The sequence below is a fragment of the Fischerella sp. JS2 genome, from assembly GCF_032393985.1.
Taxonomy (GTDB): domain Bacteria; phylum Cyanobacteriota; class Cyanobacteriia; order Cyanobacteriales; family Nostocaceae; genus Fischerella.
Genome location: NZ_CP135918.1, coordinates 3,277,595 through 3,303,198 on the forward strand (window position 1 = coordinate 3,277,595; position 25,604 = coordinate 3,303,198).

Consider the following 25,604-nt stretch of genomic DNA (forward strand, 5'->3'; position numbering starts at 1 on the left):
GTAGAAGTTTACTGAATTAAGAGGGGAATTAGCTATCTAATCATGCTCCTCTTTTCTGTAAGGATTGCAGTGTTTTAAGTGCTTCTTCTACATGACCTTTAAAGTTGAATTGAGAGTTGAAAATGTGCCGTACAACTCCATCCTGGTCAATTACGTAAGTGACACGACCAGGAAGAAGACCAAGAGTCGCTGGGACACCGTATAGTTTGCGAACTTGGTTACTTGTGTCACTTAATAAGATGAAGGGTAACTGGTGCTTGTGAGCAAATTTTTGGTGAGACTCTGGAGAGTCGCCACTAATGCCAATAACCTCAGCACCAGCATCCTGGAAGACTTCATACTGGTCTCTGAAGGCACACGACTCTGCTGTACATCCTGGCGTATCGTCCTTAGGATAAAAATAAAGGACGACACATTTTTGACCACGATAATTACTGATGCTGACTAGTGAACCAGACTGGGAGGGTAAGGTAAAATCGGGAGCAATATCTCCAACTTTGACTGACATATGTGTTGAGCGAAAAAACTTAATATGGCCAATATTTAATTATCCGGGTTTACTATATCACAGCTAAGAAACTGGTTCTTTGTTGCGAAAAGCTAGTTTTCAATTAGCACGATAAGCAAGGCGCAGACTCTGCACAAGAATAATTAGAGATGCGATCGCCATCAAGGCTCCCCAAAACCAGTAAGGTAAAAGTAATTGTTGCTGAATTTGGGCTGTATCAGATAAACCTAATGGTCCTGCACTGTAGCTAAATAAATAATCGAGTTGGTGATAAGTACTTACACAAGCTTGTACACCCAAAAATTGCACAGCAAATCCCTGCAACCAACGTGGTGCTTTCAAACCAGTAACCAGAATAATTAAGCCTAGTAAGGGAATTGCTACTAACCCAAATAGAGATCTGACCCAAATTACTGTTGATAGTAGTAAAAAACCACCCAATATTTTTAAGCTCCAGGAAGCAGTTTTAAAACTACGAGAAGCCAAGATTAAAGCTGCACCAGCAATAGGTGGCCCCATCGGGCCAGCTGCTGCAACTACTGCACGACTAAGAGAACCTAGTAAAATTCCGTTATTATAACTATAATATGCAACGCCAGACCCGTTAGAAAAAATCAGTAATTGTTGGAATTTACCGCCCATAATTAAGGCCATCAAGCCATGAGCCATTTCATGAAACCAAGTCGCTAGAATAGTAAACGGGTATAAAATATAATTTCCGGCGGGAACTTGCCACAGAATTATCGTCGCGATCGCTGCTCCTATTAGCCAGGTAAGCCCCATGCGTTCAACCTCTGGTGGGGCTTCTTTGACAAGCAAAGGTTGAAAGTCTTTCTTATATTCCCTCATCGGTAATTTTCCTTGGGTTGTTATCCCAAATGCTGAAGTTGCTTTTGTATCTATCCTAGCTGTTTGGTAGAAGTGAGGCATGGGGGCTGACAGATGATCCCCCCACTTCCCACTCATCACCCAACCCAAAGTTTTTGGGCAAACCGCACAGAGAAACTAGCAAGTAAAATCGCGAAGAAGCATAAGGTTAAATATCCGTAACGAGGATAGCGAGACAATAACACACCAAGGGCGATACTGAATGACACAATGCCATAGGCAATGCGACTAAGTGACCAAGTACCACCAGAGGCAAATATTAATCCCAAACCGCAAAAACCATAGATTACCGTGATCAGGGTTAATTTTTTGCGGAAATGCCATAACAAGTAAGCACTACCCAAAACCGAAATAGTGTTTAGCAGAGGATCGCCTGCCAGTATCCATAAAAGTAAAAATAAAGCTGCAAATCCATAATCTACCTTCGCCACACTCAAGCGTTGGCGATCGCGCCAAAGCAAAAAACCAATAATCACAATGGCAGTAAATAATAGCGGATGCAGAGGATCTTTAATCCAGCCAGATTTCCAATTAGCTGTGCCTACTGTTATTTGCATCAGCATTTTCCACCAACCCTGCCAATCAAATCCCACAGTTGAACGCCAGCCTTTTTGGGCATGAATAAATGCTAGAGGATCACCAAACTGGATTTGACAATACAGGCTAAACAGCAGTATGCCACTAGAAGTAGCTAAACCAGCAAGATAAGCAATAGGCGATCGCTTTTGTTGCCAAGCAGCGATTAAAAAAGCTGGGATCAATGCTAATCCAGTAGGACGCGTTGCTGTTGCCATTGCCCCACAAACAGCAGTCCAAGTGTACCGATGTTGATCAAAAGCCCATAAAGCTGCTGTACTCAAAAATAAATACAGTCCTTCAGTATAAATTACTGCTGTAAACATTGACAGTGGACACCATGCCACCACAGCTGTTGCCCATCTTGCTCCCTGGAGATTGTAAAATTCCTTTACCCAAAAGTACACACAGTAAAGTGTGGCTAAAAAAGCCACATTATTTACTATTACCCCTGCAACTTCAAATGGTAAGCCAAAATCCATCATTCCCCGCACAATCAGAGGAAATAAGGGAAAAAAGGCTACATTGTGTCCCTTACCATCATCAAGGTATTCATACCCTAAGGTGGTAATATTGCGGTAATGAACACTATCCCAAGCATCAAAAACCCCCCAGCCAAAAATCGCGTCTTTTCCGCCTGGCGGTGCATCTAAAAGAGGAGCAAACAATAACATCGCACTCCAAATCACCAGCCTGCTGGTTAGCCACATTGTAATGGGAAATAGCAAATCCTTTTTCAATAAATATTTACTGATAGCTAATTGCTTTTGAGCCATAAGTTTCATTTATGAGTTAAGTGAGATATATAGTCTCAATCATCAAGTAAATATTTTTTCATCCTTCATCCTACTCTACGAGAAGCCGCCTACGCGTCTACACCCTTCATCCTTTATTTGAGAGTCCCAAGCAATTTAAGATTGAAGTTGTCTCGTCGATCCCTAAATAATTGTGAAAGCAATAACTCTTGTTGGTTCTACTGGCTCTATTGGTACTCAGACCTTAGATATTGTCGCTAATAACCCAGATAAGTTTCGGATTGTTGGCTTAGCGGCTGGGAATAATGTGGAATTGTTAGCTGCTCAAATTCGGCAGTTTCGACCGAGTATAGCAGCGATTTGTGCAGAGGAAAAATTACCAGCACTCAAGGAAGCGATCGCTGATCTTGATCCCCAACCAATTCTCATGGCTGGTGATGCAGGAATTGTAGAAGTTGCCCGTTACGGTGATGCCCAAACTGTGGTAACAGGTATTGTTGGCTGTGCAGGACTATTACCCACTATCGCCGCCATTGAAGCTGGTAAGGATATCGCCCTAGCTAACAAAGAAACTCTCATTGCTGGAGGCCCTGTTGTTCTACCTCTGATTGAGAAGCATCAGATAAAATTATTACCAGCAGATTCCGAGCATTCCGCAATATTTCAGTGTTTGCAAGGCGTACCAAAAGGTGGCTTGCGAAAGATTATACTTACAGCCTCTGGTGGTGCTTTCCGTGATTGGCCTACAGAAAAATTAGCAGAAGTGACTGTTGCTGATGCCCTGAAACATCCTAATTGGTCGATGGGGCGGAAAATCACTGTAGATTCAGCCACTTTGATGAATAAGGGATTGGAAGTAATTGAAGCTCATTTTTTGTTTGGCTTGGATTATGAGGACATTGAGATTGTCATTCATCCCCAAAGTATTATTCACTCTTTAATAGAACTTCAAGATACCTCTGTGTTAGCTCAACTCGGCTGGCCTGATATGCGCTTACCTTTACTTTATGCTTTATCTTGGCCGGAACGCATTTACACTGACTGGGAAAGATTAGATTTGGTAAAAGCTGGCAATTTGACCTTCCGCGAACCAGACCACAAGAAGTATCCTTGTATGCAGTTAGCTTATGCTGCTGGCAAGGCTGGTGGTTCTATGCCTGCTGTTTTGAATGCAGCAAATGAACAAGCCGTAGCACTATTTTTGGAAGAAAAAATTAGTTATTTAGATATTGCCCGATGCATTGAATTGGTGTGCGATCGCTTCTCAGCCAATAACCGTTCAAATCCCACTTTAGATGACATTTTAGCTGCCGATCAATGGGCTAGGCAAGAAGTTTTGACTGCCACTAAAGATTTAGAATCTCGTTCACATATAATTTCCTTGCGATAAACAATAACAAATTGTAAACATCAGCGTTTAGTATAAGACTGAACGCTGATTAATATCAGCGTATTTTCATCTATTTTATTTCATTACATCAAACCACCAGCCCCTATAAAATTCGCTATCGTTCTTCTCATATGCACCATAAACCCTTTTTGATTAAGGTTGGTAAATAGTTAACGTAGTCTGTAAAACTATGACTTTTACCAATAAAATATCTGGCATCTTCATTTGAACTTCCTGCTGGGCGTGAAAGAAGTCGCAGTTCGGGGCTATCCATTTATTTCTTACTTTGAGTGAAAATTATCCTAATAGGAGTATTCCCACCAGTGTTCTTTTGAGATCACTCTTTTCATGCAAAAGCGATCACAAATGTCAATTAACAAGAAAGGCAAAAGTTCGAGAGCAGTCCGATGAAAAAAATTCACATCCATGCATGAAAAACCTCACCCCTAGCCCCTCTCCTTGATAATGAGAGGGGTGGCGTAGCCAGGGTGAGGTGGCTTTCAAGTCAGAAGGACAGATAAAGTATTTTTAAAATTAAACAAATAATATTTTATATTTCTTTATAAAGTTAGCCCTTAAAAATATGGTGCGTTGTATTTTTGTCCAGTATATTAATATCAGGAAAAATAAATATAAATCTCCAATCAATTACTACATCAGAACTCTTTATGACCTTTGTGTCTTTTGTGGTTCGTTAAATAAAGTTATCCTCATAATCACATGATTACTCTCTGTAACTATCCTTTAGAGAGCTTTAATCATCGCAATTTATATTCAAAATTAAATCGCCTTTTCTAACATTATCTCATTAACAGCAAAGGCGATAGTTTAGGATTTATGATTATGCTTATAGCTCTAATTATCGCTTGGTTAATATTTACAATCTTAGTTAAAGTAGTCAAAACGACTGTGAAAACAGCTTTCTTAATTGCTGCAATTATCGTTTTGCTACAGGTTGGTTATGGTATTGGGCCTCAAGAAATGTGGAATTATATAGTGCAATTACCCCAGAAGTTACCACGGTTGGGTAGGTAGGTGGGGATTAGGGGCAATAGGGAACTCACCGGTCCCCATGAGCGATTGCCGTAGAGGCGCTTTACTCGGCTTCTGTAAAGTAAGGGTCTCCCGGCATAAAGGAGCCAGTGCGGTGGACTCTTCTCCCGGCATAAAGAAAGAGGCGTCACCTGGCGTGCGCAAGTGGCTTAAGGCAGGGTGGAGTGTGTAGACACGCAAGTGGCTTCCCGTAGGGTGGAGTAAGTATTAAACAACTACTAACCACTAATGTACAGACGCGATGTTCCTCGCATCTCTACCCACTAACCACTAACCACTAACCACCAACAATCAACCACTATTTATTTAGTGAGGCTGAGATTTTCGCCAACATATCTTGAACATTTGCAGGTAGCTGACGCATGACTTTACCTCTTTCTCGGTCTACAGCTACTAATGTGACTTTGGCTGTAACATACAATTCTTGCCTATCTGGAGATTCAATTACATAATCCCAATTGATGCGGACGCTGGTGACTTCAGTCATGCGTGTTTTGACCACCGCTACCATACCCAATTGAATCGAACGGTGATAACGTAGCGAAAGTTCTACTACCGGTAAGTCGCAACCTAAAGCAACTAAATCCGCATATTCTACTCCTATGGAACGCAAGCATTCTACCCGTGCTTCTTCCATCCACGCAATATAAGTACCATGCCAAACCACGCCTAAATAGTCGGTGTGATGAGGTTGCACTCTGACTGGGTACTCAAACCAATACTCAAGTGTCTGACTAGTAGGACTGTCTATGGCAGTTGTAGGTAGTTCAGGTAAGTTTGTTTTTTCTTCAGACATCTTAAATTTTCTTAGGAATTCTCAGAGATTTTCCAAATTTTGGAATAGCATAAACAATAGTTGTTTTATACAACTATTTTCTAGCAAACAGTAAAACAAAATAGGTAGGGTTTTTGTATGCACCCTCCGCAACTATATTCAAAAATTGTTACTGCCACTGTGGTATTTTCTCTGGGATCAGGGATGCTTTTTTCTCATAACACCTTGGTAACAGCAAATACAATTATACAAAATAATTATACTGAAATAACCCAAAATTCTATCAAAAATACTAGTCGTTCTGAGCAGATTAAGCAACTTAATCGAGAAGCAATACGGCTATCGAGACAAAATCGTTTTCAAGATGCATTGCAAAAACTAGAAACAGCTTTAGCTATCAGCAGAAATATTCAACAACGCCCGCTAGAAGCTGCAACTTATAATAATATTGGCAGAGTTTACCAACAACAAGGTAAATTTTCTCAAGCATTTAATGCTTATCTGCAAGCTTTAGCCATCAATAAAGAACTTAGTATCAATGAAAAAACTCCTGGGCAGGCTCACATTGCCTTAGGGAAAACTTATAGTAATTTAGGATACTTATTAGAGCGTCAGAATCAACCAGAACTGGCTATTTTATTTTATAAGCATTGTGTCAATAATCGTGAAAAAGTTCGTCTGAATCCAGTAGCTTTTACCAACGAGCAACTAGACGCTTATAATCTCACTGTCACCCAAACATACTACGCTTTAGGTGAAGAGTTACTAAAAAGCGATCGCACCACAGAAGGACAACGGATTCTAGATTTAATCAAACTCGAGGAACTCGAAGAATACCTCCAAAACGTCAAAGGTAATCAACTCACTGCCAAAGGGATTGAAATTACACCAACAGAAAAACCAATTAAACAAAAATTAGATCAAAGTTTAGATAGTACGGTTGTACTGGGGAAAGAACTGACGAAATTACGGCAGATCCCTCCGGAAAAGCGATCGCTACAGCAAAAACAACGCATTCAACAAATCGTAGAAAATCAGCAGAAAATTCTGGATGATTTCAATAATTTTATTAATAGTCCAGATGTCAAAGTGCAATTAGAACAAATTAGCCGCAAAGCTAGGCGGCAAAATTTGGATTTGGAAAGTCTCAATGCAATTCGTGATAACTTAGCGCGACTGCCTGAAAAATCTGTAATTTTATATCCTCTGGTTTTAGACAATAGTTTGGAATTGGTATTAGTAACTCCTGATTCTCCACCAATTCATCGTAGAGTCGCCGTTAAAAAAGAAAACCTCCAACAAACAATTCTGAGTTTTCGTAAAGCCTTAGAAAACCCTAGTTTAGATGTAAAAAAACCTGCACGCCAGTTATATGACTGGCTGATCAAACCAATAGAAAAAGACCTTACCCAAGCAGCCACCCAAACTATAGTTTATGCACCAGATGGGCAGTTACGTTATATTCCTTTAGCCGCTTTATTTGATGGCAAACAATGGTTAGTGCAGCGCTACAGTATCAACCATATCACCGCAGCAAGTTTGACAAACTTTAACACCCCGCCTTCGTCAGACTTACGTATTTTGGCAGCAGCCTTTACTAAAGGCAGTTATACGGTGGAAGTGGCTAATCGCAAAGAAATCTTTTCTGGATTACCTTTTGCAGCCAAAGAAGTGGAAAATGTAGCCAGCATCGTTCCAAGCACAAAGAAAATCTTAGATAATGCCTTTAACCCAGAAATGACTGTGCCACAAATGGATGATTTTACAATTGTTCACATGGCAACCCATGCAGCATTTGTTGTAGGCAAACCAGAAGATTCTTTTATCTTATTTGGGAACGGTGAGCGAGTTACCCTCAAAGATATTGCCACTTGGTCGCTGCCTCGAGTAGATTTGGTAGTGCTAAGTGCTTGCGAGACAGGGTTAGGAGGCAGATTAGGTAACGGTGAAGAAATTTTAGGTTTTGGCTATCAAATGCAAAAAACTGGTGCGAGATCAGCCATTGCTTCGCTGTGGGCTGTAGATGATGGCGGTACGCAGGCGTTGATGAATGCTTTTTATGCCCTATTACCTTCAGGCAAATTAACAAAAGCTGAAGTCTTACGACAAGCACAAATAGCTTTGATTACCGGAAGTTCGCCTCAGTTGGATCAGCAGCAAGGCCGAAGTGACAATATAACAAAATCAGCTACGGTTAGTCTTAGTCATCCCTACTATTGGGCGCCTTTTATTTTGATTGGGAACGGACTGTAATAGTTGGGATTAGGTCGATAGCCAATCGTCAATAGTTTGTAGACTATTGACTTGGGCTATAGACTTTAAACTAACTCCCACTTCCCAATATGTCATCTTTAGTTGGTCGCGCCTTTGTCCGTACTACCTGAGCAGTTACAGTCTTAAATTAGTAACGTTTAGCCAGGGTTTTAGTTGTTACAGAAGGTTGGATAGGAAGTTTGATGATGTTAGCAAGTTCCTGTAGTTGATTGACTGCTTCAGCACCTTCTAACTTCATCAATTCGCGATCATCTCGCATTTCTGTCCAAGTAATACCGTAATCAGATACCAAGAACCGAATAAGGTGATTTTCTCCCAAGCTAACCATAAATGAAGCACTATTCATCTGGTCGCCGCATGTGTAACAAGACGCCGGGTATCCACGTCGCTCTAGAACAATCGCCAAAGCTTGTAGATTCATTACTAGGTCTTGAACAAATTGCCGATGTTGTTGCGCTAGTCTTAGAAACACTAATTTCCTCCTAACACCACAGTCATGTGATCCCTTTTATATTTTCTTTAGATTTTCCCATCCACTGGTATTGTAAACTATTCATTACAATTCCCAGACAAAGAACTTTTAAGTCGTTACATACCTACCTAGCTTAAGGTAGTTCATTGCGGCTGGTGTTGCCGTATCAAAATATTCAATTTGCAAACATCGAATATCAGACAGAAGTGTCAAATTAAATATTATCTTTATACATTTCTGTCAGGGTAGATGGTCGGTTAAAACGATCCGCTATAAGATTAACCCATATTTAGCACAAGTCAACCACAGAAAAACCACAAATCGCTCCTAAATTAGCAATTTGTTGGCAAATATTCGGTTTCTCAATGGCTATAACGCCATTTAGCTTTGATTTATGTTGATTTGTGTATGTAATGAGCTTGTATGCTATCCAACAGCGTCAGTTGGCATGATCCAACTATTGATTTATTTATTACTTTCTCCTGAATACATAGAATTTAGTAGATGACCGTGGTGATTTGAGATTGATGGTACACCAGTAATATTTTTGACATGTATTACTTGTGCTATTACCTTACTTATCTACAATCTCAAATAAAACTCAATTTGTTTGACTTATTTCCTGACGATAACTAAACGTTATCAGGTGATGTTGCCATTTCGGCAGTTTTTAAGATTAAACCATTATTAAATTGTGATAAATAATACTGTTCTCAGTATTGGTCGGGGAATAGGGAGCGGGGAGCGGGAATTGGAAATAATATTCTTGCTAAACCTTCATCCTTCACCCTTCCCTTCTAGTACTTCCTCTCCTGTGGTTGAAACATGGTAATTGTCACAGGACGGTACTGAATATCAATTCCTGCTGCTGAATAATAAGCCATTGTGTGTTTGAGGAATTTCTCATCATCTCGCTGGGTATAATCCTCACGGAAATGAGCGCCACGGCTTTCTTGGCGATTCAGGGCAGAAGCCAAAATCATTTGTCCGACAACCATCAAGCTTCGTAGTTCTAAAGCTTCAATAATTTCTGTATTCCAACAGCTTCCTTTATCATCTAAGTATATCTGCGAATATTTTTCTTGCAGATGTTGTAATTTTTGCAGTCCTTTACTCATTAAATCTGCGGTGCGGAAAACACCGCAAAACTCAGTCATTGTGTCCTGAAATGCCTGACGGATTTGATTAATTCGATACTGTCCTGGCTGAGCTAGCAAAGCCTGAATTTGTTGTTTAGCTTCGCTTAGGTAGCGTTGTTCGTTGATCTCCGGTAATTTACGATTTTGTACATATTCTGCGATCGCTGCCCCAGTTCTACGTCCATAAACTACGCATTCTAATAAAGAATTGCTACCAAGGCGGTTAGCACCATGCACAGAAACACAAGCAGTCTCACCAGCAGCAAAGAAACCCTCAACAAGATGATCCCCGCTACTGCGGACTCGACCATCAGTGTTAACAGGGATACCACCCATACAATAGTGAATGGTAGGACGGACGGGCATCGGTTGAGTTACCGCATCCACACCCACTAGGCGATGGGCTTCTTCCCAACAGAAGGGAATGCGGCTCATAATTTTTTCCCTACCCATATGACGCAAGTCAAGATAAACAAAGGGGCCGCCAGCACTGCCATCAGGATGAATACCACGACCAGCACGGATTTCGTAAGCGATCGCTCGTGAGGTAATATCACGAGGAGCAAGTTCCATGCGACTCGGAGCGTATCTGGTCATAAAGCGTTCTCCCTCGCTATTGATCAAATATGCCCCCTCACCACGCACCGCCTCCGAAATTAACACCCCGACTGGATATAACCCTGTAGGATGAAACTGTACAAATTCCATATCTTCTAAAGGCAAACCAGCAAGTGCTGTCATTGCTAAACCATCGCCTGTGGAAGCGTAATCATTAGAAGTAGTGTTATATACCCGTCCATAACCACCAGTGGCAAACATGACAGCCTTGGCGCGGAGCACCTCGACATGCCCGTCTAAGATGTGATACATCACCACACCTTTAGCCTGATTTTCTTCTAGGATGAGGCGCATTACATACCACTCTTGATAAACTTGCACACCATAGCGCCGCAAATTATTTACCAGTTCGTGTAGAATGGCATGACCTGTTTTATCAGCAGCGTAACAAGTACGATTGTGGGAATGTCCACCAAAAGCCCGTTGGGCAATCCGCCCATCACTTAAGCGGGAAAACAACACGCCCATGTGTTCTAAATCAATCACTACATCCGGTGCTTCCCGAGTCAGAATTTCGACTGCATCTTGATCTGCCAAGTAATCAGAACCCTTGACTGTATCAAAGGCGTGTGCTTCCCAAGAATCAGATGAGTCAACATTTTTTAGCGTCGCTGCAATTCCACCTTGGGCAGCGACAGAGTGAGAACGTATGGGGTGAGTTTTCGCAACCACAGCTACATTTAAACTGGGATTTTTCTTAGCTATTTCCACTGCGGCGCGACATCCTGCTAAGCCACCGCCAATAATAATTACATCATGTTCCAGCATAATCAGCCCCCAACTGTAAAAAAAGCTGCTGTTCCATTGTAAGAACGCGATTAATTGCCATGTGCAAAAAAATTCCCTGCCAACAGACAGGGAATTTGTGTACAATATCCAGTCTTCAATCTAAATCTAAAATCTAAAATTTATTAGCTGGTTGCTTCTACAGGTTTTTGCTGAGAAACATTACCAGGTATTGGTTCCATTTTTGTTCCTGATTCCAGAGGAGCCAATTCTATATGATTTAACAAAGTAGTTACAAAAGCAAAAAGCAAGAAAGGTAGAGATAACAAAACAACTAGTCCAACCGAAGCTAAGGCATAAACTGGGCGTCTTGCACCCATTAGGGCTAGGGCTGATGCCAAACTAACGGTAATCGTAATCAACCAAACAATAATTTGACCATAAATATCACCAAAGGTAAGAGTACAGACAAATCTATACTTTTGAATGTTATTCATCATTTTATTTGCCTCTAGTATCTCCTTAGGTTCTACGTTAGAACCAGGTTTGAATTTTCGACAATTTCTAAATATTTTTGAAACAATTGTAATATGACTTAACAATTCGTACTGGATTTAGATAAAGTAATTTCCAAATAAAATCAGTCTTTGGATACAGATCTTTACTCAGACCAACAAACTATGTGTAAAGTATTAATGAGGTTAATTTTAACTTATATTAAATTAGTTCATATAGCAATTCTAAACAATTTATGAAATTATCTTTTTCGTTTCCTCTCTTCCTCTGTGTCTGGTGCGGTTTTTTACTCACAATTCATTTTCACAAATCAAATAGAACTGTTATATTTCCTTGATTTACTTCCTTCCTATTAAAATAATCGGGAATGGAGTAATCAATAATTATGAAAAATATATTTTTTAGTTTTAGTTTTAAAAAAATATAAAGAAATTCCTTCGTTGCTAGTCAGCGACTTATTGCAAAAATTTGTTCAGCCGTTAAAGGAATATTCGGAAATAATCTAGAATCAATTCGATCCTGTCCTCGAAACACTTTTGGGGGTAAATATTCTCCATATTCAAGTTGATAGATTGTAATGGTCGGCTGCTTGGGAGAGCCAATGAACCGAATGCTACCAAAAGCAGCATAGTCTAAGATGATGTACTCCAAAACACCCAAGTCTTCATATTCAGCAAGTTTTGTCAGATAGTCGTCCTTCCAGTTGTTGCTAACGACCTCAATGACTCCGGGTAGTGGAATATATGCAGCAGCAGAACTAGAGCTAGTTTTCATTCTCTGCCATTCTTCCCTAGCAAATATGACAATATCTGCTTTTCGGCTTTTTTCCTTTTCTAGTCGTGCTGTTTTGAGTCGAACCTACTTGGACTGTCGCGACACGTAAGGCAGGTCATTTTCTTGGCAGTGATTTTCTAGGTAGGCACACAGCCGCTCGATCAAATCCTTATGATTTGCATTTGGTTCTGATAATGGCACAGGAATCCCATCCAATAGCTCAAACTCTCTGCCTGAACCATCATCCCAGGCAAGAAACTCTTCAAAAGTCAGTGGTTGTGTCACAGTTGCGTACATCGCCCTCGCTCCATTGCTGACGGGTACTTGACTCAATGCTACCAAGATGTACAGCTTTGTCTATGAGTCCTGGTTAATTTTCGTGCCGTAGTTCGGAAACAACAGCTTGAGGTTAGGTAACAGAAGGCTGAACAAGGAACTGACACTAACCATGTTGCCAATGGATTACGACTCACAGCAGATATTCATAATTTGTTTGATCTTTATATGATTTATATTAATCCTAAAACTGAAAAACTGGAAGTTGCTTCAAGTCTTAAAGATACACAATACTGGTATTTGAATGGTAAGAATTTTTCTGTGCCGCTAGAGTTAGCATCTTAATCCAGCAAGGATGCTCTTAACTATCACTACAACAAATTTATTTATAGCTAAAATTTAATGTTTTCAAGAGCCATTTTCTAACTTCATCACAGCTAATTATGCTGATAATTACACGTTAACCCACAGCATATTCTCAGCACTTTTCTACGATACAAAAGCTACTTAGTTGTGATACTTTTACTACTAACGGCGGGGCTTAGCATCGTCGCATAAACCCTTTTCTCGTCTTTGAGGACTACTCTTTTGAGTACTTTGCTCACTAAAAAAAAAGGTATAGTCAATATTTGTTGACTAATTCTAAGTTCCATAAAAATACGTATGACAACACCATCCTATATTTTTCTAGCTGGGGCAAGTCGAGGCGTGGGGCGAGAAATAGCCCAACGTTTGACCTCACAACAATTTAAAGTCAAAGCACTCTTGAGAACTGATGCAACTCGCCATGAATTAGAAGCAATGGGAATAAAAGTGGTTCTGGGAGATGCGATGAATGTTGAAGATATCGAACGTGCAATGTTGGCAGATGAACCGATTGATGCAGTGATCACAACTATTGGTGGCTTAGCAAAAGATAATAGCAGAGCAGATTATATCGGGAATAAAAATCTCATTGATGTGGCTGTAAAAGCAGGAGTCAAAAGATTTATTTTGGTAACTTCTATTGGTAGTGGCAATAGTGTTGTCGCTTTATCTCCGCAAATATTAGAAGCATTACAGCCGGTTTTAATTGATAAAGAAAAAGCTGAACAGCATTTAATTGTCAGTGGACTGAATTACACTATTATTCGTCCTGGTGGATTACAGTCTGAAGCGGCAACAGGTAATGGAGTTTTAACCGAAGATCCACATATTGCTGGTATGATTAATCGCGCCGATGTAGCACAGTTAGTTTGCTGTTGTTTAAATTCTAATGCTGCCAACAATAAAGTTTTGTCAGCAATAGATGCAAATATGTTATTTGGACAACGAGAGTTTGAAAAATTTAACGTGGATTAATTTGAGAAAATTTGGCTCGGCAGTTAAGATTTGACATGAGTAGCGTAAGATACTATGTGACATGACTGTTCGTGCTTTCTTTCAAACAGCAAAAGTCGAGAGTGCTGAGTCTCCTTACAATACGATTTATCTCAAAATTTTGTATCCAGCACAGATGTCAGGCAGCCATACAGAAAAAGACATGGGAATTGTGCCTGCTGATGCCCAACAAGCCCCCTTTCCAGTGGTAATTTTTTTTAACGGGTTTAACTGTGAAGCCCATATATACCAATGGCTAGCAATTAAACTGGTTGAACGTGGACTGGTGGTAGTTACATTTAACTGGGTTGCAGAAAATCTTCCAGGAGTAGTCAGCCTAACTCCAGGAGTGGATATCACTACATGGAAGCCTGAAATTTATGGTACTGTTCCCACTGCTTCTGCTTTACCCACATTGCTTGCAAAACTAGAACAGTTACAAGCAGAGGGTATCTTGGCTGGAATGCTTGACTTAGAAAGGGTAATTTTAGGTGGACACTCCGCAGGTGGGAGAGTAGCGATCGAAAACGCCAACCCTAGTTTTTTCCCACAGGTAGCAGGATCTTTTGCTTATGCTGCCCATACTATGGGAGGAACAATAATGGGATACGAACCAGCTACGATTTTGCCTTTACCGGATTCTCTACCAATGTTATTGATGGGGGGAACTTGTGATGGAGTGATAGCCAATAGTAGCGATCGCTATGGGATCGCTTCAGGTGATGCAACCACTGCTGTAACACGTACATTCCAAGAAGCAATTGCTGGCGGAAGAAATGATAGCTATTTAGTGTTTCTAGAGGGAGCAAATCATTTTATCATTGCTGATCCTTTCGATTTCACCACAGGTAGAGCATTTCTTGACTTTCCAGCTACTCAAAGTCCAGAAGCATTGCGGTTATTAATAGCAGATATAATTGGTTTATTTATTGATGCCCATATTCGCCATCAACCAGAGGCATTTAATAAATTCAATCGAGTATTGAATAATTCCCATACTTTGATTCAATCATGGCAAAGTAAGTAATGAAATTAATATCAATATTCGGAAAACGAACACAGATGCACACAAATGAATACGGATGATTTATCTGTGTACCCTAAAGGAAGCCGCCCTTAGGGGCGTCTACATCGGTGTGCATCTGTGTTCGTCATTTCTTGATTTTTTGTTGTGGCTGCAAGTCATCTCGACATCCAATATTTTTGGGAAAACGAACAATGAACACAGATATACACGGATAAACTTTATTCTCCCGAAATTTGACAAAATACAGTTCTTTTTCGTGGGCCATCTAATTCAAAAAATAAGACAGATTGATAAGTTCCTAAAGCTAACTTGCCATCAACAATAGGAATTATCTCACTGTTATTCAGCATCATTGCCATGAGATGAGAATGGGCATTCATTAGTTCATCTGGTGGAATATTTTTTCTCAAATGCAAGTCGTTATGTAAGTAGTGGTCTGATTCTGGTGCTATTTTTTCTAAAAATACTTTGATATCTGTTAATAATCTTTCTTCATATTCATTAATAGCTAAGGCAGTTGTCGTATGTTGAGAAAAGACTAAGATTTGACCATTATGAATTGGAGTTGAATAAATCAATGCCTCAATTTGAGGAGTGATATTATGAATATTTATTCCTTGATAAGTTTCTACTTCAATGAATTTATTGATGATTGGCATATTTGTAGATTTTAAATTTAAAATTAACTACTTTTAAAATATTACCAAGTCTCCTAGACTCCAAGAAACTCATTCTTAGTATCTTCGTGGTTAATCACCCAAATTTAGCTATTAACAATCTTTTTCAAACCTCTCACTAATCTTGCTATCCCCTCTTTTGCTGTCTCTTTTTGCAATGCACCATAGGCAACACGCAGATAACATCCCTGATTCATACCAAAGGTAGTTCCGGGAATAACTGCAACTTGATGTTCTTGAATTAATCTTTTAACTAATTCAAAAGCGTCTATTTCAGTATTAACTTTGAAAAACAAATAGAAAGCACCATCAGCAGCAGTAATTTTACATAATCCTTCTAAAGACAGGAGAGAATTAATTACCAATTCTCGCACTTGAGCGATCGCTGCAATATTATTTCGTAAATAATCTGGTTTTGTCTGCAAAGCACCCAACGCTGCATACTGGGAAATCACAGCCGGACAAATTACGTTTGTATCCTGGACTTTTTTCACGGCGACAAGCAGGTGTTTAGGGATCACCATATAACCGATGCGCCAGCTGGCAAAACCATAGGCTTTAGAAAGGCTATATAGAGAAATAGTGTATTCACTACTATTAGGAAATGCAGCTGGGGAAGTGTGCTTAACTCCATTATAGGTAAAGTATTCATAGGCTTCATCACTGATGTGGTAGATTCCGCGATCCCGACAAATTTGATTTACTTGTTGCAAAGCTGCTTCTGTGTATACAACCCCAGTGGGATTGTTAGGAGAAATTGTCACTATAGCTTTTGTTTTTGGGGTGATGGCTTGGGCGATCGCATCGAGACGGAGTTGATAATTTTCATCGGTTTCTACTAAGACTGGATGACACCCCGCTATTGTAATTGCCATTTCATGGTTGAAATAGTAGGGTGTATTCAGAATAATTTCATCCCCCACATTAGTAATAGCAAGAATGGCGTTGAGAAATCCCATGTTGCTACCAGCAGTCACAACAATACAATTGTCTGTGTTGATTTTAATGTTATTAAAATTTTGTAATTTTTCTGTAATTGCTGTTAGTAATGGGGGTATTCCTTCTACAGCTTTGTAAAGATGATTAGTTGGGTCAGCTAAAAATTTTGGTAACATTTCAATCGCTTCTGGTGGTGGCGCGTAAGCAACAACACCTTGCCCTAAAGAAATTGTTCCGGGATGGTTTTTAATCAATTCGCCGACTACAGGTATAATAGGCGACTGCACCGCCTCCATACGAGAGGTTAAGTTTTGCTTGATATTAGCTTGTTTCATCGAATGCGATCGCTACATAGTAAATATTTAATAACTGCAATCAAAATAGTTTAATTGCTCCTCATCATATGTCATTATTAGTAGATTCATAGTTTTGTTGGTTTTAGTGCATGAAAGGTGGCTGCCGAAGTCAAACTTTAAGCAAGTGCCTTTCTGCCGTATCTAAAAATTGATTGCTACACAAAAATTTAGTCACACCACTGAGCTTATCTATCTATGATAAACAGGGTTAGTGGTGTGACTTAAATAAGTCCTCTCATTCTGGAGGAGCGATTTAGCTAAGTGATCGTTACCAGTCTTGGGAATGTCCCAGTATAGAGCGATCATCGTCTGGAATTCTCGTTGGTACACCTAAGTGTTTGCGAGCTTCTTGTTCTGCTAGATTTCGGTCTTTTTCGTTGTTAAACTGCCCTTCTTCCAGTAGATACCTGCTGCGTGCTGCCTTATCACGGGAAGGGACAGAGCCATTTTTCCATTTATACTTAAAGCCCATGAGCAAGCAATGCCTGAACTCTTATTCAGCTTCAATCTTGGATAATCAAAATTTTTTGCTCCAAATAATGCTGAAGCAAACGATCACTCTTGATAAATTGCCGTATTTCAGTTAGCTGTTCGCTGCTAACTTCAGTTACTCCGGGAACAAAACATATTCCCAAAATAAATATCTGAGGTGGGAGATATTTTCCTGTTTGTTTATAATTTACTGTTGCCACAAGTTCACCATTTTTTCTAAACAAACACGTAGTATAAATCTTCTATTGGGCAGTTACTGTGGACAAGTAGACTATGCTAAATCATGTGACTAATACCCAATAAAAATATACGGAGTCATACTCAAATTGCTTCGGAAGCGTAATTTCTTCATTGAGAAACCCTTGAGATTTCTGAGGAAATTCAGTTACTGTCACAGGCTTGCAATTTGTATTTCGAGATTGCAGGCTCAACTAAAGACATGGGTGATAATTTGGCGGCTGTTTGTAGCAAACTCCACAATTCTTCTTTCCATTTAAGATTTAAAACTTCTGGGTTTTTGATTTCCAAAGCTTTCAGACATTTAATTATGTCTTTCTTCCTTAATGAATTTGGCTCTACTTCTAAAGCTACAAAACGAGCAAAGCTAGGTGAGACAACTAGAGGCATTTCAAAATTCATTTAGCCCTCACAGGAATATAGAACTAGTTAAATTAATTACAATTGGTTATGAATGAGGCTGAGAAATTAAACCATGCGTTACCACCAGGAGGTAAACATGCTATCCCTGAACTGAATATCAAGTTATTCTAATGGAATACACAGCCTATAAATTAGACGATGAACTTTTGTTTACCTTGGTAATAGCTTTATTAACTCTGAGGTTACGACCCATATATTCAGTGCCTAAGAGTGAGTGAATTGCTGCTGCTTCTTCAGCGTCTGTTTCCATTTCTACAAAAGCAAATCCTCTGCTCTTACCACTTTGCCTACATGTAGGTAAGCGAACTTTAGTTACAGATCCATATTCTGAAAATATCTTTTTGAGGTCATCTTCCTGAACCTTTTCAGAAAGATTAGCGACATAGATTGACATAAGAATCTCCAATATCTAAGTAGGGTGTAGAGATTTAGATTCGGAGAGGTGCTAATTGTGGTCAATCACATAGCCGAAAATAATTCTCGATGCTTTAACCCTAACATACAATATTGATTTACGCTTACGAGATTCTACATTCAGCCTTTTACCTATTTCAGTAACACAGGAATGTAGCTCTCATTTATCCTACGCTATAGGCTGGCATTTCTTGATAACAATGACCACAACGCCAGTAAATACCTCCTATACGTATATGACAGAGGAGAGCATATGAACAGCAAGGACAAGTATGCTTACCCTGCATAGATTCCCAAATACATGTGACTGTATTCACTTGAGTCGACTTATTGAATAAAAAGTGCATTTTAATCCTAAATTTGGATGAAATCAGATGACGATTTCCCCATATGGTGACGATAGTAAGTTATAATTTATTTCGCAATTATTCATGATAATTAAAATTTTAAATCTCTAGATAAATGATTGCCAAACTTTTTATTTAATTAACTAGAGCAAATTATTTTAAAAATTATCGATTCTCTAATCACTCCACACACATTTCTCAAATGCTGTACTCAGTCATGGCTCTATTAACTTTGAGCCTATGTCCCATCAACTCAATACCTCTCAAAGCTCGAATTGCTGTTGCTTCCTCAGCACCTGTAGCCATTTCGACAACCGCAAACCCTCTCTTCTCACCAGTTTTTTGGTTCAAAGATACTTGAATTTTCTTAACATATCCATATTGAGAAAAAATCAGTTTGAGATCATTTTCTTCAACTTCATCTGATAAATTACTAACATAAATTGACATAAAAAATTCCCGGAATCAACACATATAGAGATTTAGATTTGGAGAGACGTTTGTTTAGATATAAATTTCATTTACATAGCCGAAAATAATTCTCGATGATCTAATCATAACATCATGCAAAAATAACATGTGTGTAAATCTCTGCTTTTAATACCAATTTGAAAAAAGAATGCGACAGATAGACTTACAAAACTCTCATGCACAAAGAGTTTCCCAATCCAAAATCTAAAATCAAAAATGGTATAACCTCTACAATTCTTATACAGAGTGAGGTATACACAGAGAACGGGGTAGATTTGGTGGCGTGAACTACCTACACTGTATGCAGTTAACCACTAAGATCCCTACACATCAGCGAACGATTTCAACCTAGTAAAGCTGTACCTATATCTGTCTCTTCCCAGGGCACACTTCCCAGATCCATCCTACCAACATGACCGTAGACGGCTAGTTTGCGGTAATATCCGCCTTTGGAGATTGCAGGCAACAACCGTAAGTTAAATTTCTTAATAATTCCTGCTAGCCGAAAATCAAAATTCTTTTCCAAAAGCACCGTAATTTCTTCATCAGAAATTTTGCCTGTACCAAAGGTTTCTACCTGGATACTAACAGGTCTAGCCAGTCCAATTGAGTAAGTCAGTTGCACTTCGCATTCTTCTGCCAAACCTGCGGCGACAACATTTTTTGCCGCATAACGTGCAGCATAAGCACCAACCCTATCTATGCGAGTGGGATCTTTGCCGCTTAAAGCAGCACCACTGTGGCGAGAATATTCTCCGTAGGTATCGATCGCATTCTTTCTTCCAGTTAACCCTGAATGTACAGACGGTCCACCAATAGCAAAAGGTTGATCAAAGTCAATGAAGATTCTCGTCTTTGCATCAGGCTGAAATTCGGCTTTGGCAAAGACATGATCAATAATCATCTGTTTCACTTCTTGCTGGAGTGTCTTTTCATCATTCCTGTCTGATGGGGAAGTAGACTTTTTACTTGCCAGAATCGAGATACTATGGATTCTGTAGGGTTTGCGATCGCGGTATTCAATCCCGACTTGAGTTTTACCATCAGGTGCTATGTAGGGCAGTATTTTCTCGTGTCGTACAGTAGTTAATCGCCTGGCTAATTGGTGCGCCAACCATATCGGAAGTGGCATTAAAGCAGGAGTTTGATTGCAGGCAAAACCAAATACTGTCACCTGATCCGTAGCCGGAATCAACTCCATTTCATCATCCGATAATTTCTTTGCATCCCAATAACGATAGCTGCTGGACTGTAACTCCTTAACACTAGTGACAATACTGCAAGTTTTAGCATTAAAATCAGGTTCATCATACCCAACCTGCTCAATTACCTTTCTAGCTATTTTCGTAAAATCTACAACTGCATCCGATTCAAATCTCGCAGCAATGAATACCAGCGCCGTTGCTACAGCACATTCTGCAATCACATGAGAATAAGGATCTTTCTGGAGAAATTTATCAACAATTGCATCACTAATTTGATCACAAAGTTTATCCGGGTGTCCTTCAGTCACCGATTCCGAACTAAACATAAAGTCTTTTTTCATATATTTAATTTTGTCTTAATTCATAACCAAAACTCTGCGTTCCTTTGCGCTTCCCTTTGCGTCCCTTTGCGTTTCAAATTTAATCCTAAATTCTTACGCCAAACCAGACTCAAAGAATTAATCTTAAACGTAAAGGTACGGCATTACCGTACCTCTACTAAATGCGCTATTGATTATCTTAATTAAGAGACAACAACAGCAGTAGTTTCTAATTCTACCTCCTGTTGTTGGGCTGCTTCCAATACAGGGCTGACAGCAGAGTCATATTTACTACCAGCAAGCAGACGTGGTGAGTTGTGATCTCCTCGCAAATATCTAGTCGCAACTTCCTTTCTACCCTCATTGAACAGGAATGGCAGGACAGCACTACTACCGATCACCGCAGTATCAACAAGGTTGAGCGGCGATATTTGCAGCAAGCCTTTCAGTCCAGGTACGATCGCAGCTACAATCTGGAGAACAAAGGAACCACCTATAGCTATATTTAAGTATTTATTCGGTGGTAGTTTTTGCTTGCTGAAGATCGTGTGAGTCTGGGAACGACAGGTGAAGGTATGCAACAGCTGGGCCATTGTCAAACTCATGAAGCCGATGGTGCTGGCTTGTGGGCCGAAGCCATAACGACTGATGCCATACCAATAGGCTGCCAATGCACTAGCAGACAATGCTGCTGATTCCACCAGGATTCTACCAAAGTCTGAACTTCTAATGATTGGCTCGTTGGGATCACGGGGTGGTGTGAGCAATACATCCGGTTCTGGTGCTTCCATTGCCAAGGCTAAAGCTGGGAAGATGTCTGATACCAAGTTCACCCACAATAGTTGTATGGCTGTGAGGGGATGACCGATACCAGCTGTGGTTGCTGCTAGCATCACCATGATTTCGCTGGCGTTGGTAGACAGCAGGTAGTGAACAGATTTACGGATGTTGTTGTAGATTGTGCGTCCGTGGCTGACGGCAATAATCATAGTTTCCAGATTGTCGTCTTCTAGAATCACGTCTGCGACTTCCCGGGCAACATCTGTACCTGTGTGTCCCATTGCGATTCCCACGTCCGCAGCTTTCAACGCTGGGGCATCATTAATGCCATCGCCTGTCATGGCCACGACTTTGCCGCTACTCTGCAATGCTTGCACAACTTGCAATTTGTTCGCCGGACTGATTCTGGCAAAAACATGGACGCGATGCAACAGTCCTTTCATTACCTCTGGTTCGAGGTTGTTCAGGTGGGTAGAGTCGAGAATTTGCAGTTGTTCACCTTTGCTGAGATTCAGTTCTTTCCCGATCGCGTAAGCTGTTGGGCTTTGATCGCCAGTAATCATGACTGTATCGATCCCCGCTTGATGGAAACCTCCCATCAAATCTTGCACACCATTTCTGATCGGATCGATCATGCCGACCAATCCCAGCCAGATCAAGTCGCGAGTATGGATATTTTCGGAGCCATCAAGTTGGTAAGCAGCCCCCAATACCCGCAGCGCCTTACTAGCCATATCATCGTTGTCGTTTTCAATGGCTTGTCTGTCTGCTTCGGTGAGGGGAACTTTTTCGCCGTTTTTGATTTGCCAACTGCACAGACTGAGAACTTCTGACGGACTACCTTTAACTGCGATCAGCTTTTGTTGTTCGTCAGGAGTGGCGTGCAGTGTCGCCATGTAATTGCGTTCTTGGGAACGGTGATTGATCTTCAGTCGTGGATAATTGGCTCGCACACTGGGGACATTCACTCCTGCTTTGATCGCAACATCGATCAGAGCATTTTCAGTGGCGGAACCTCTGACGGTGTACTCATCGCCTTCTTTTTCGACTTCGCTTTCGTTGCACAGCGTTAAGATGTGAATCAGCTTTAAGAGCTGTTCGTTTTCATAAGGATTAACCGCTTCGTTACCGAAAAGTAATTGATCAGCAGATGCTTGGATACATTTATTATCTGTACACAGTTCTACAACTGTCATCCGGTTGGCGGTGATCGTTCCGGTTTTATCCATGCAGATTGTCTGCACAGAACCAAGGGTTTCTACTGCATCCAAACGTCGAATCAGGACGTTGTGCTTCCTCATGTTAGCGATCCCCAAAGCCAGGGTTGTAGTCGCGACTGTGGGTAAACCTTCGGGAACTGCTGCTACTGCTAAAGAAATCGATGATTTGAGCATTTGCAGCAAACTGTTTCCACGCAGGATGCCGATTCCAAAGAATAAGGCACAAACTGCGCCTGATACCATCACTAACTGACTTCCAGCTTTGTCTAGCTGTTTCTCCATTGGCGTTTCGGGCAATTTGGCCTCACTAACCATCATCTGAATCTTGCCCATCTCCGTGTATTTACCAGTGGCAACTACTACCGCCGTTCCTTGTCCACCAGTAACTAGTGTTCCCATGTAAACCATGTTGGTGCGATCGCCCAAGGCAATATTTTCACCAACTAGAGTCTGAGTGGATTTGCTCACGGGCATACTCTCACCAGTCAGTGCCGATTCATCTATACTGAGGCGACGTGCTTCTAAGAGTCTGGCATCTGCTGGTACATAGCTACCGGGTTTGAGAATCAGAATATCCCCGATGACGATTTCTTGAGCGCTAATTTCTACAATGTTGCGATCGCGAATTACAAACGCTGTGGGATTAACTAGATTCTTCAGAGAGCGAATTACCTTTTCAGAATTACTTTCTGTGGCGTAACCAATGGCAGCATTAATAACCACAACCCCCATGATTACCAACGCATCTACTAAGCCGCCGGTAGCAACTGAAACACCAGCCGCAACCGCTAAAAGCCCTACGGGTAAGGATTTAAACTGGTCAACAAACATACTTAACCCAGAACGGGGATCTGCTTCCGGTAAAGCATTAGGGCCGTATTTTTTCAGCTTTTTCTGTGCTTTCTTGGTTGTTAATCCTGATTCTTGGGAAGTTTTTAACTCGGTAATAACTGCATCAGTTTCTTTTAAATGCCAAGTAGCTATTTTTTGTTGGTGAGTATTAGCTGTCAGCTGATGAGATTTTTTGTTGCTTGCGGGTAAATTTTTTGCCTTTTTCTGAAATTGGTTGATTTTTTTTGCTGCCTCGGCTATTGAGCTATGACTTTGTTTGACATACTCTATAACCAGGCGTTCAATCTGTGCAGCAAGCGCTAAAACAGTGTGTCCTGGTTGGTAGAATACCAGAACATTACCCGTGGAGGTATTGGCACTCACTTGTGTAATGCCCTGCGCCTCTGACAACTTCAACTCTAGGTATTTCTTGAAAGCTTCCGAGCCTTGCAACCCATTGATTTTATACCTAGCCCTCCCTTTAACAGCAGTATGCAATGCACGAACAAGAGCATCCCGACTGCGACGGGAGACGTTGCAGTGATTGTTCATTTCTTCATTCGGTTGTGAGAAAAACTACTTCATTTAGAATTTCTAATTGTAATCCTTATTCTAATCTTAACCTAGTTTTAATGCAAAAAATTTAACTAACTTTATTGATTAAAGAACTTAATAAAGCTAAAAAGTGCTATTTTACGGCATTTTTTTTGTAAAAAAAGATTAATCTTAAAGTATCCTTGTGCTTGGTTGGAAATATAAAGCAATTATAGTCTTGAATTTTTGTATTTTGGTACACAGTTTGCTAAGAATAATTGTTTTTTAAACCAGAGGAACACGGGGTGTTTGTGAATTAATTTGTTGTCTTTGGTTGTTGAAATTTATAGATGTCTTTGATGGTTTTTACCCAACCATCAGCCAATGATTCCCAGATGCGATCGCCTTTTGCTTTTGTTGCTGTGCTTGGATCTCCGATCACGCCACTTTGGGATAAGTCTTTGGTTGCCCAAGCAAAGGGTAACTTTCCTTCCATACTTAGAACGCTATCTGTAGGTAGATTTTGCGGATATTCGGTAATTGCTTCTGCCATTTTGACTTGTTCGGGCAAAATTGCCAACAATAAGGAAGTTTCTGCATCTCCGGCGTGAATTCCTAATTCTAGTTCTTTGGGTGTGAGCAATTCTTTGGCTATGTTTGGTACTCGCCAAGTAAATAGAGGAAAGATACAAAAGTCATCATATTTAATATGTAAATCTCTGGCGACTAGTTCGAGAATTTGTGGCTGTCCACCATGAGAATTCATAAATACTAATTTCCGAAAACCTGCCCGATAAATGCTTTCGCCAACTTCCATTAATAAAGTAGTTAGAGTTTGGGAGGTGAGAGTAATAGTGCCAGGAAAATGCCAATGTTCGTTGGATTTACCGTAATAAATATTAGGTAAGGCATAGGCTGGGATATCTGCATCTAATTTAGAGAGTGCTTTGCCTAAAACGGCTACACTAATTGCGGAATCAACAATTAATGGTAAGTGCAAACCGTGTTGTTCAATTGCACCAATAGGTTGAATGATGACGACGTTTTGTTTATCTGGCATTTTTTCAATATCTTGCCAAGTAAGATAGGGAAAAAATCTGGTTGGAGGGATGAAAGAATGCAACATAAATTGGTCATTTGTCATTGGCTAGAAGTTATTTATAAAGTAGGGTGTGTTCGGCGGTGCACTATGACTTTAGCCTAACGCACTCTACTTAATACTTAATATTTAC

At 40.3% G+C, this 25,604-nt stretch carries 22 protein-coding genes and 2 pseudogenes; 6 read left to right on the top strand and 18 right to left on the bottom strand.

Features of this window, described 5'->3' with window-relative positions; genetic code table 11:
* Positions 1 to 40 precede the first annotated feature (40 nt).
* The 3 genes from RS893_RS13785 to RS893_RS13795 all read right to left on the bottom strand — a co-directional run bounded on the left by RS893_RS13785 (position 41) and on the right by RS893_RS13795 (position 2,748).
* Complete coding sequence (locus tag RS893_RS13785) at positions 41 to 508, bottom strand: peroxiredoxin (RefSeq protein WP_315791660.1); 468 nt, start codon at positions 506 to 508, stop codon at positions 41 to 43.
* A gap of 99 nt (positions 509 to 607) precedes the next feature.
* Positions 608 to 1,357 (bottom strand): M50 family metallopeptidase, encoded by a 750-nt coding sequence (locus RS893_RS13790; RefSeq protein ID WP_315791968.1) that lies wholly within the window; start codon positions 1,355 to 1,357, stop codon positions 608 to 610.
* Between the two features lie 116 nt (positions 1,358 to 1,473).
* Positions 1,474 to 2,748, bottom strand: a complete 1,275-nt coding sequence (locus tag RS893_RS13795) for a mannosyltransferase family protein (protein ID WP_315791661.1) — start codon at positions 2,746 to 2,748, stop codon at positions 1,474 to 1,476.
* 172 nt (positions 2,749 to 2,920) lie between these two features.
* Here RS893_RS13795 and dxr point away from each other — a divergent pair, with 172 nt between their 5' ends.
* Together dxr and RS893_RS13805 are read left to right on the top strand one after the other, a co-directional pair.
* Positions 2,921 to 4,117 carry a 1-deoxy-D-xylulose-5-phosphate reductoisomerase gene (dxr, locus tag RS893_RS13800; RefSeq protein WP_315791662.1) on the top strand — a complete coding sequence of 399 codons (1,197 nt, stop codon included), beginning with the start codon at positions 2,921 to 2,923 and terminating at the stop codon, positions 4,115 to 4,117.
* A gap of 843 nt (positions 4,118 to 4,960) precedes the next feature.
* A complete protein-coding gene (locus tag RS893_RS13805; RefSeq protein WP_315791663.1) occupies positions 4,961 to 5,152 on the top strand; it encodes a hypothetical protein in 192 nt (63 codons plus the stop codon).
* A 316-nt stretch (positions 5,153 to 5,468) separates the two neighbouring features.
* Here the strand turns inward: RS893_RS13805 and RS893_RS13810 are convergent, their stop codons facing one another.
* Positions 5,469 to 5,966 (bottom strand): thioesterase family protein, encoded by a 498-nt coding sequence (locus tag RS893_RS13810; RefSeq protein ID WP_315791664.1) that lies wholly within the window; start codon positions 5,964 to 5,966, stop codon positions 5,469 to 5,471.
* A 117-nt stretch (positions 5,967 to 6,083) separates the two neighbouring features.
* On the opposite strand from RS893_RS13810, the gene RS893_RS13815 reads away from it, so the two are divergent.
* The gene (locus RS893_RS13815) at positions 6,084 to 8,198 is read left to right on the top strand and encodes a CHAT domain-containing protein (protein ID WP_315791665.1); all 2,115 of its coding nucleotides are present in this window, start codon (positions 6,084 to 6,086) and stop codon (positions 8,196 to 8,198) included.
* 148 nt (positions 8,199 to 8,346) lie between these two features.
* Here RS893_RS13815 and RS893_RS13820 read toward each other — a convergent pair whose 3' ends face one another.
* The 4 genes and pseudogenes from RS893_RS13820 to RS893_RS13835 form a co-directional block, all read right to left on the bottom strand.
* Positions 8,347 to 8,691: a DUF1815 family protein gene (locus tag RS893_RS13820; RefSeq protein ID WP_009456028.1), complete on the bottom strand. Its 345-nt coding sequence runs from the start codon at positions 8,689 to 8,691 to the stop codon at positions 8,347 to 8,349.
* Between the two features lie 797 nt (positions 8,692 to 9,488).
* Positions 9,489 to 11,216 carry a succinate dehydrogenase/fumarate reductase flavoprotein subunit gene (locus RS893_RS13825; protein ID WP_315791666.1) on the bottom strand — a complete coding sequence of 576 codons (1,728 nt, stop codon included), beginning with the start codon at positions 11,214 to 11,216 and terminating at the stop codon, positions 9,489 to 9,491.
* Between the two features lie 143 nt (positions 11,217 to 11,359).
* Positions 11,360 to 11,674 carry a hypothetical protein gene (locus RS893_RS13830; protein ID WP_315791667.1) on the bottom strand — a complete coding sequence of 105 codons (315 nt, stop codon included), beginning with the start codon at positions 11,672 to 11,674 and terminating at the stop codon, positions 11,360 to 11,362.
* A 463-nt stretch (positions 11,675 to 12,137) separates the two neighbouring features.
* A pseudogene (locus RS893_RS13835) lies at positions 12,138 to 12,761 on the bottom strand (Uma2 family endonuclease).
* Positions 12,762 to 12,902: 141 nt separating this feature from the next.
* Between RS893_RS13835 and RS893_RS30305 the strand changes: the two are divergent.
* The 3 genes and pseudogenes from RS893_RS30305 to RS893_RS13845 form a co-directional block, all read left to right on the top strand.
* Positions 12,903 to 13,085: pseudogene (locus RS893_RS30305) on the top strand (HNH endonuclease); the annotation flags it as partial.
* 318 nt (positions 13,086 to 13,403) lie between these two features.
* Complete coding sequence (locus tag RS893_RS13840; protein ID WP_315791668.1) at positions 13,404 to 14,081, top strand: SDR family oxidoreductase; 678 nt, start codon at positions 13,404 to 13,406, stop codon at positions 14,079 to 14,081.
* 61 nt (positions 14,082 to 14,142) lie between these two features.
* Positions 14,143 to 15,126 (top strand): dienelactone hydrolase, encoded by a 984-nt coding sequence (locus RS893_RS13845; RefSeq protein WP_315791669.1) that lies wholly within the window; start codon positions 14,143 to 14,145, stop codon positions 15,124 to 15,126.
* Positions 15,127 to 15,344: 218 nt separating this feature from the next.
* Here the strand turns inward: RS893_RS13845 and RS893_RS13850 are convergent, their stop codons facing one another.
* The 10 genes from RS893_RS13850 to RS893_RS13895 form a co-directional block, all read right to left on the bottom strand.
* A complete protein-coding gene (locus tag RS893_RS13850; protein WP_315791670.1) occupies positions 15,345 to 15,785 on the bottom strand; it encodes a secondary thiamine-phosphate synthase enzyme YjbQ in 441 nt (146 codons plus the stop codon).
* A gap of 104 nt (positions 15,786 to 15,889) precedes the next feature.
* Positions 15,890 to 17,077: a pyridoxal phosphate-dependent aminotransferase gene (locus tag RS893_RS13855; RefSeq protein ID WP_315791671.1), complete on the bottom strand. Its 1,188-nt coding sequence runs from the start codon at positions 17,075 to 17,077 to the stop codon at positions 15,890 to 15,892.
* A gap of 289 nt (positions 17,078 to 17,366) precedes the next feature.
* Complete coding sequence (locus tag RS893_RS13860; protein ID WP_315791672.1) at positions 17,367 to 17,570, bottom strand: bromodomain-containing protein; 204 nt, start codon at positions 17,568 to 17,570, stop codon at positions 17,367 to 17,369.
* A 31-nt stretch (positions 17,571 to 17,601) separates the two neighbouring features.
* Complete coding sequence (locus RS893_RS13865) at positions 17,602 to 17,790, bottom strand: hypothetical protein (protein ID WP_315791673.1); 189 nt, start codon at positions 17,788 to 17,790, stop codon at positions 17,602 to 17,604.
* Positions 17,791 to 17,971: 181 nt separating this feature from the next.
* Positions 17,972 to 18,229, bottom strand: a complete 258-nt coding sequence (locus RS893_RS13870) for a hypothetical protein (protein WP_315791674.1) — start codon at positions 18,227 to 18,229, stop codon at positions 17,972 to 17,974.
* Positions 18,230 to 18,374: 145 nt separating this feature from the next.
* Complete coding sequence (locus RS893_RS13875) at positions 18,375 to 18,644, bottom strand: RNA-binding protein (protein ID WP_315791675.1); 270 nt, start codon at positions 18,642 to 18,644, stop codon at positions 18,375 to 18,377.
* Positions 18,645 to 19,209: 565 nt separating this feature from the next.
* Complete coding sequence (locus RS893_RS13880; protein ID WP_315791677.1) at positions 19,210 to 19,461, bottom strand: RNA-binding protein; 252 nt, start codon at positions 19,459 to 19,461, stop codon at positions 19,210 to 19,212.
* Positions 19,462 to 19,825: 364 nt separating this feature from the next.
* Positions 19,826 to 21,028, bottom strand: a complete 1,203-nt coding sequence (gene metK / locus RS893_RS13885) for a methionine adenosyltransferase (RefSeq protein ID WP_315791678.1) — start codon at positions 21,026 to 21,028, stop codon at positions 19,826 to 19,828.
* Positions 21,029 to 21,210: 182 nt separating this feature from the next.
* A complete protein-coding gene (locus tag RS893_RS13890; protein ID WP_315791679.1) occupies positions 21,211 to 24,390 on the bottom strand; it encodes an HAD-IC family P-type ATPase in 3,180 nt (1,059 codons plus the stop codon).
* Positions 24,391 to 24,688: 298 nt separating this feature from the next.
* Positions 24,689 to 25,498, bottom strand: coding sequence for a creatininase family protein (locus RS893_RS13895; RefSeq protein ID WP_315791969.1), 810 nt, complete (start codon positions 25,496 to 25,498; stop codon positions 24,689 to 24,691).
* Between the last annotated feature and the right edge of the window lie 106 nt (positions 25,499 to 25,604).

Bases quoted from the DNA above. Each gene is read 5' to 3' on its own strand.
- RS893_RS13785 (WP_315791660.1), bottom strand. From the start codon at position 508: ATGTCAGTCAAAGTTGGAGATATTGCTCCCGATTTTACCTTACCCTCC.
- RS893_RS13790 (WP_315791968.1), bottom strand. From the start codon at position 1,357: ATGAGGGAATATAAGAAAGACTTTCAACCTTTGCTTGTCAAAGAAGCC.
- RS893_RS13795 (WP_315791661.1), bottom strand. From the start codon at position 2,748: ATGGCTCAAAAGCAATTAGCTATCAGTAAATATTTATTGAAAAAGGAT.
- RS893_RS13805 (WP_315791663.1), top strand. From the start codon at position 4,961: ATGCTTATAGCTCTAATTATCGCTTGGTTAATATTTACAATCTTAGTT.
- RS893_RS13810 (WP_315791664.1), bottom strand. From the start codon at position 5,966: ATGTCTGAAGAAAAAACAAACTTACCTGAACTACCTACAACTGCCATA.
- RS893_RS13815 (WP_315791665.1), top strand. From the start codon at position 6,084: ATGCACCCTCCGCAACTATATTCAAAAATTGTTACTGCCACTGTGGTA.
- RS893_RS13825 (WP_315791666.1), bottom strand. From the start codon at position 11,216: ATGCTGGAACATGATGTAATTATTATTGGCGGTGGCTTAGCAGGATGT.
- RS893_RS13830 (WP_315791667.1), bottom strand. From the start codon at position 11,674: ATGATGAATAACATTCAAAAGTATAGATTTGTCTGTACTCTTACCTTT.
- RS893_RS13840 (WP_315791668.1), top strand. From the start codon at position 13,404: ATGACAACACCATCCTATATTTTTCTAGCTGGGGCAAGTCGAGGCGTG.
- RS893_RS13845 (WP_315791669.1), top strand. From the start codon at position 14,143: ATGACTGTTCGTGCTTTCTTTCAAACAGCAAAAGTCGAGAGTGCTGAG.
- RS893_RS13850 (WP_315791670.1), bottom strand. From the start codon at position 15,785: ATGCCAATCATCAATAAATTCATTGAAGTAGAAACTTATCAAGGAATA.
- RS893_RS13855 (WP_315791671.1), bottom strand. From the start codon at position 17,077: ATGAAACAAGCTAATATCAAGCAAAACTTAACCTCTCGTATGGAGGCG.
- RS893_RS13860 (WP_315791672.1), bottom strand. From the start codon at position 17,570: ATGGGCTTTAAGTATAAATGGAAAAATGGCTCTGTCCCTTCCCGTGAT.
- RS893_RS13870 (WP_315791674.1), bottom strand. From the start codon at position 18,229: ATGAATTTTGAAATGCCTCTAGTTGTCTCACCTAGCTTTGCTCGTTTT.
- RS893_RS13875 (WP_315791675.1), bottom strand. From the start codon at position 18,644: ATGTCAATCTATGTCGCTAATCTTTCTGAAAAGGTTCAGGAAGATGAC.
- RS893_RS13880 (WP_315791677.1), bottom strand. From the start codon at position 19,461: ATGTCAATTTATGTTAGTAATTTATCAGATGAAGTTGAAGAAAATGAT.
- metK (WP_315791678.1), bottom strand. From the start codon at position 21,028: ATGAAAAAAGACTTTATGTTTAGTTCGGAATCGGTGACTGAAGGACAC.
- RS893_RS13890 (WP_315791679.1), bottom strand. From the start codon at position 24,390: ATGAACAATCACTGCAACGTCTCCCGTCGCAGTCGGGATGCTCTTGTT.
- RS893_RS13895 (WP_315791969.1), bottom strand. From the start codon at position 25,498: ATGTTGCATTCTTTCATCCCTCCAACCAGATTTTTTCCCTATCTTACT.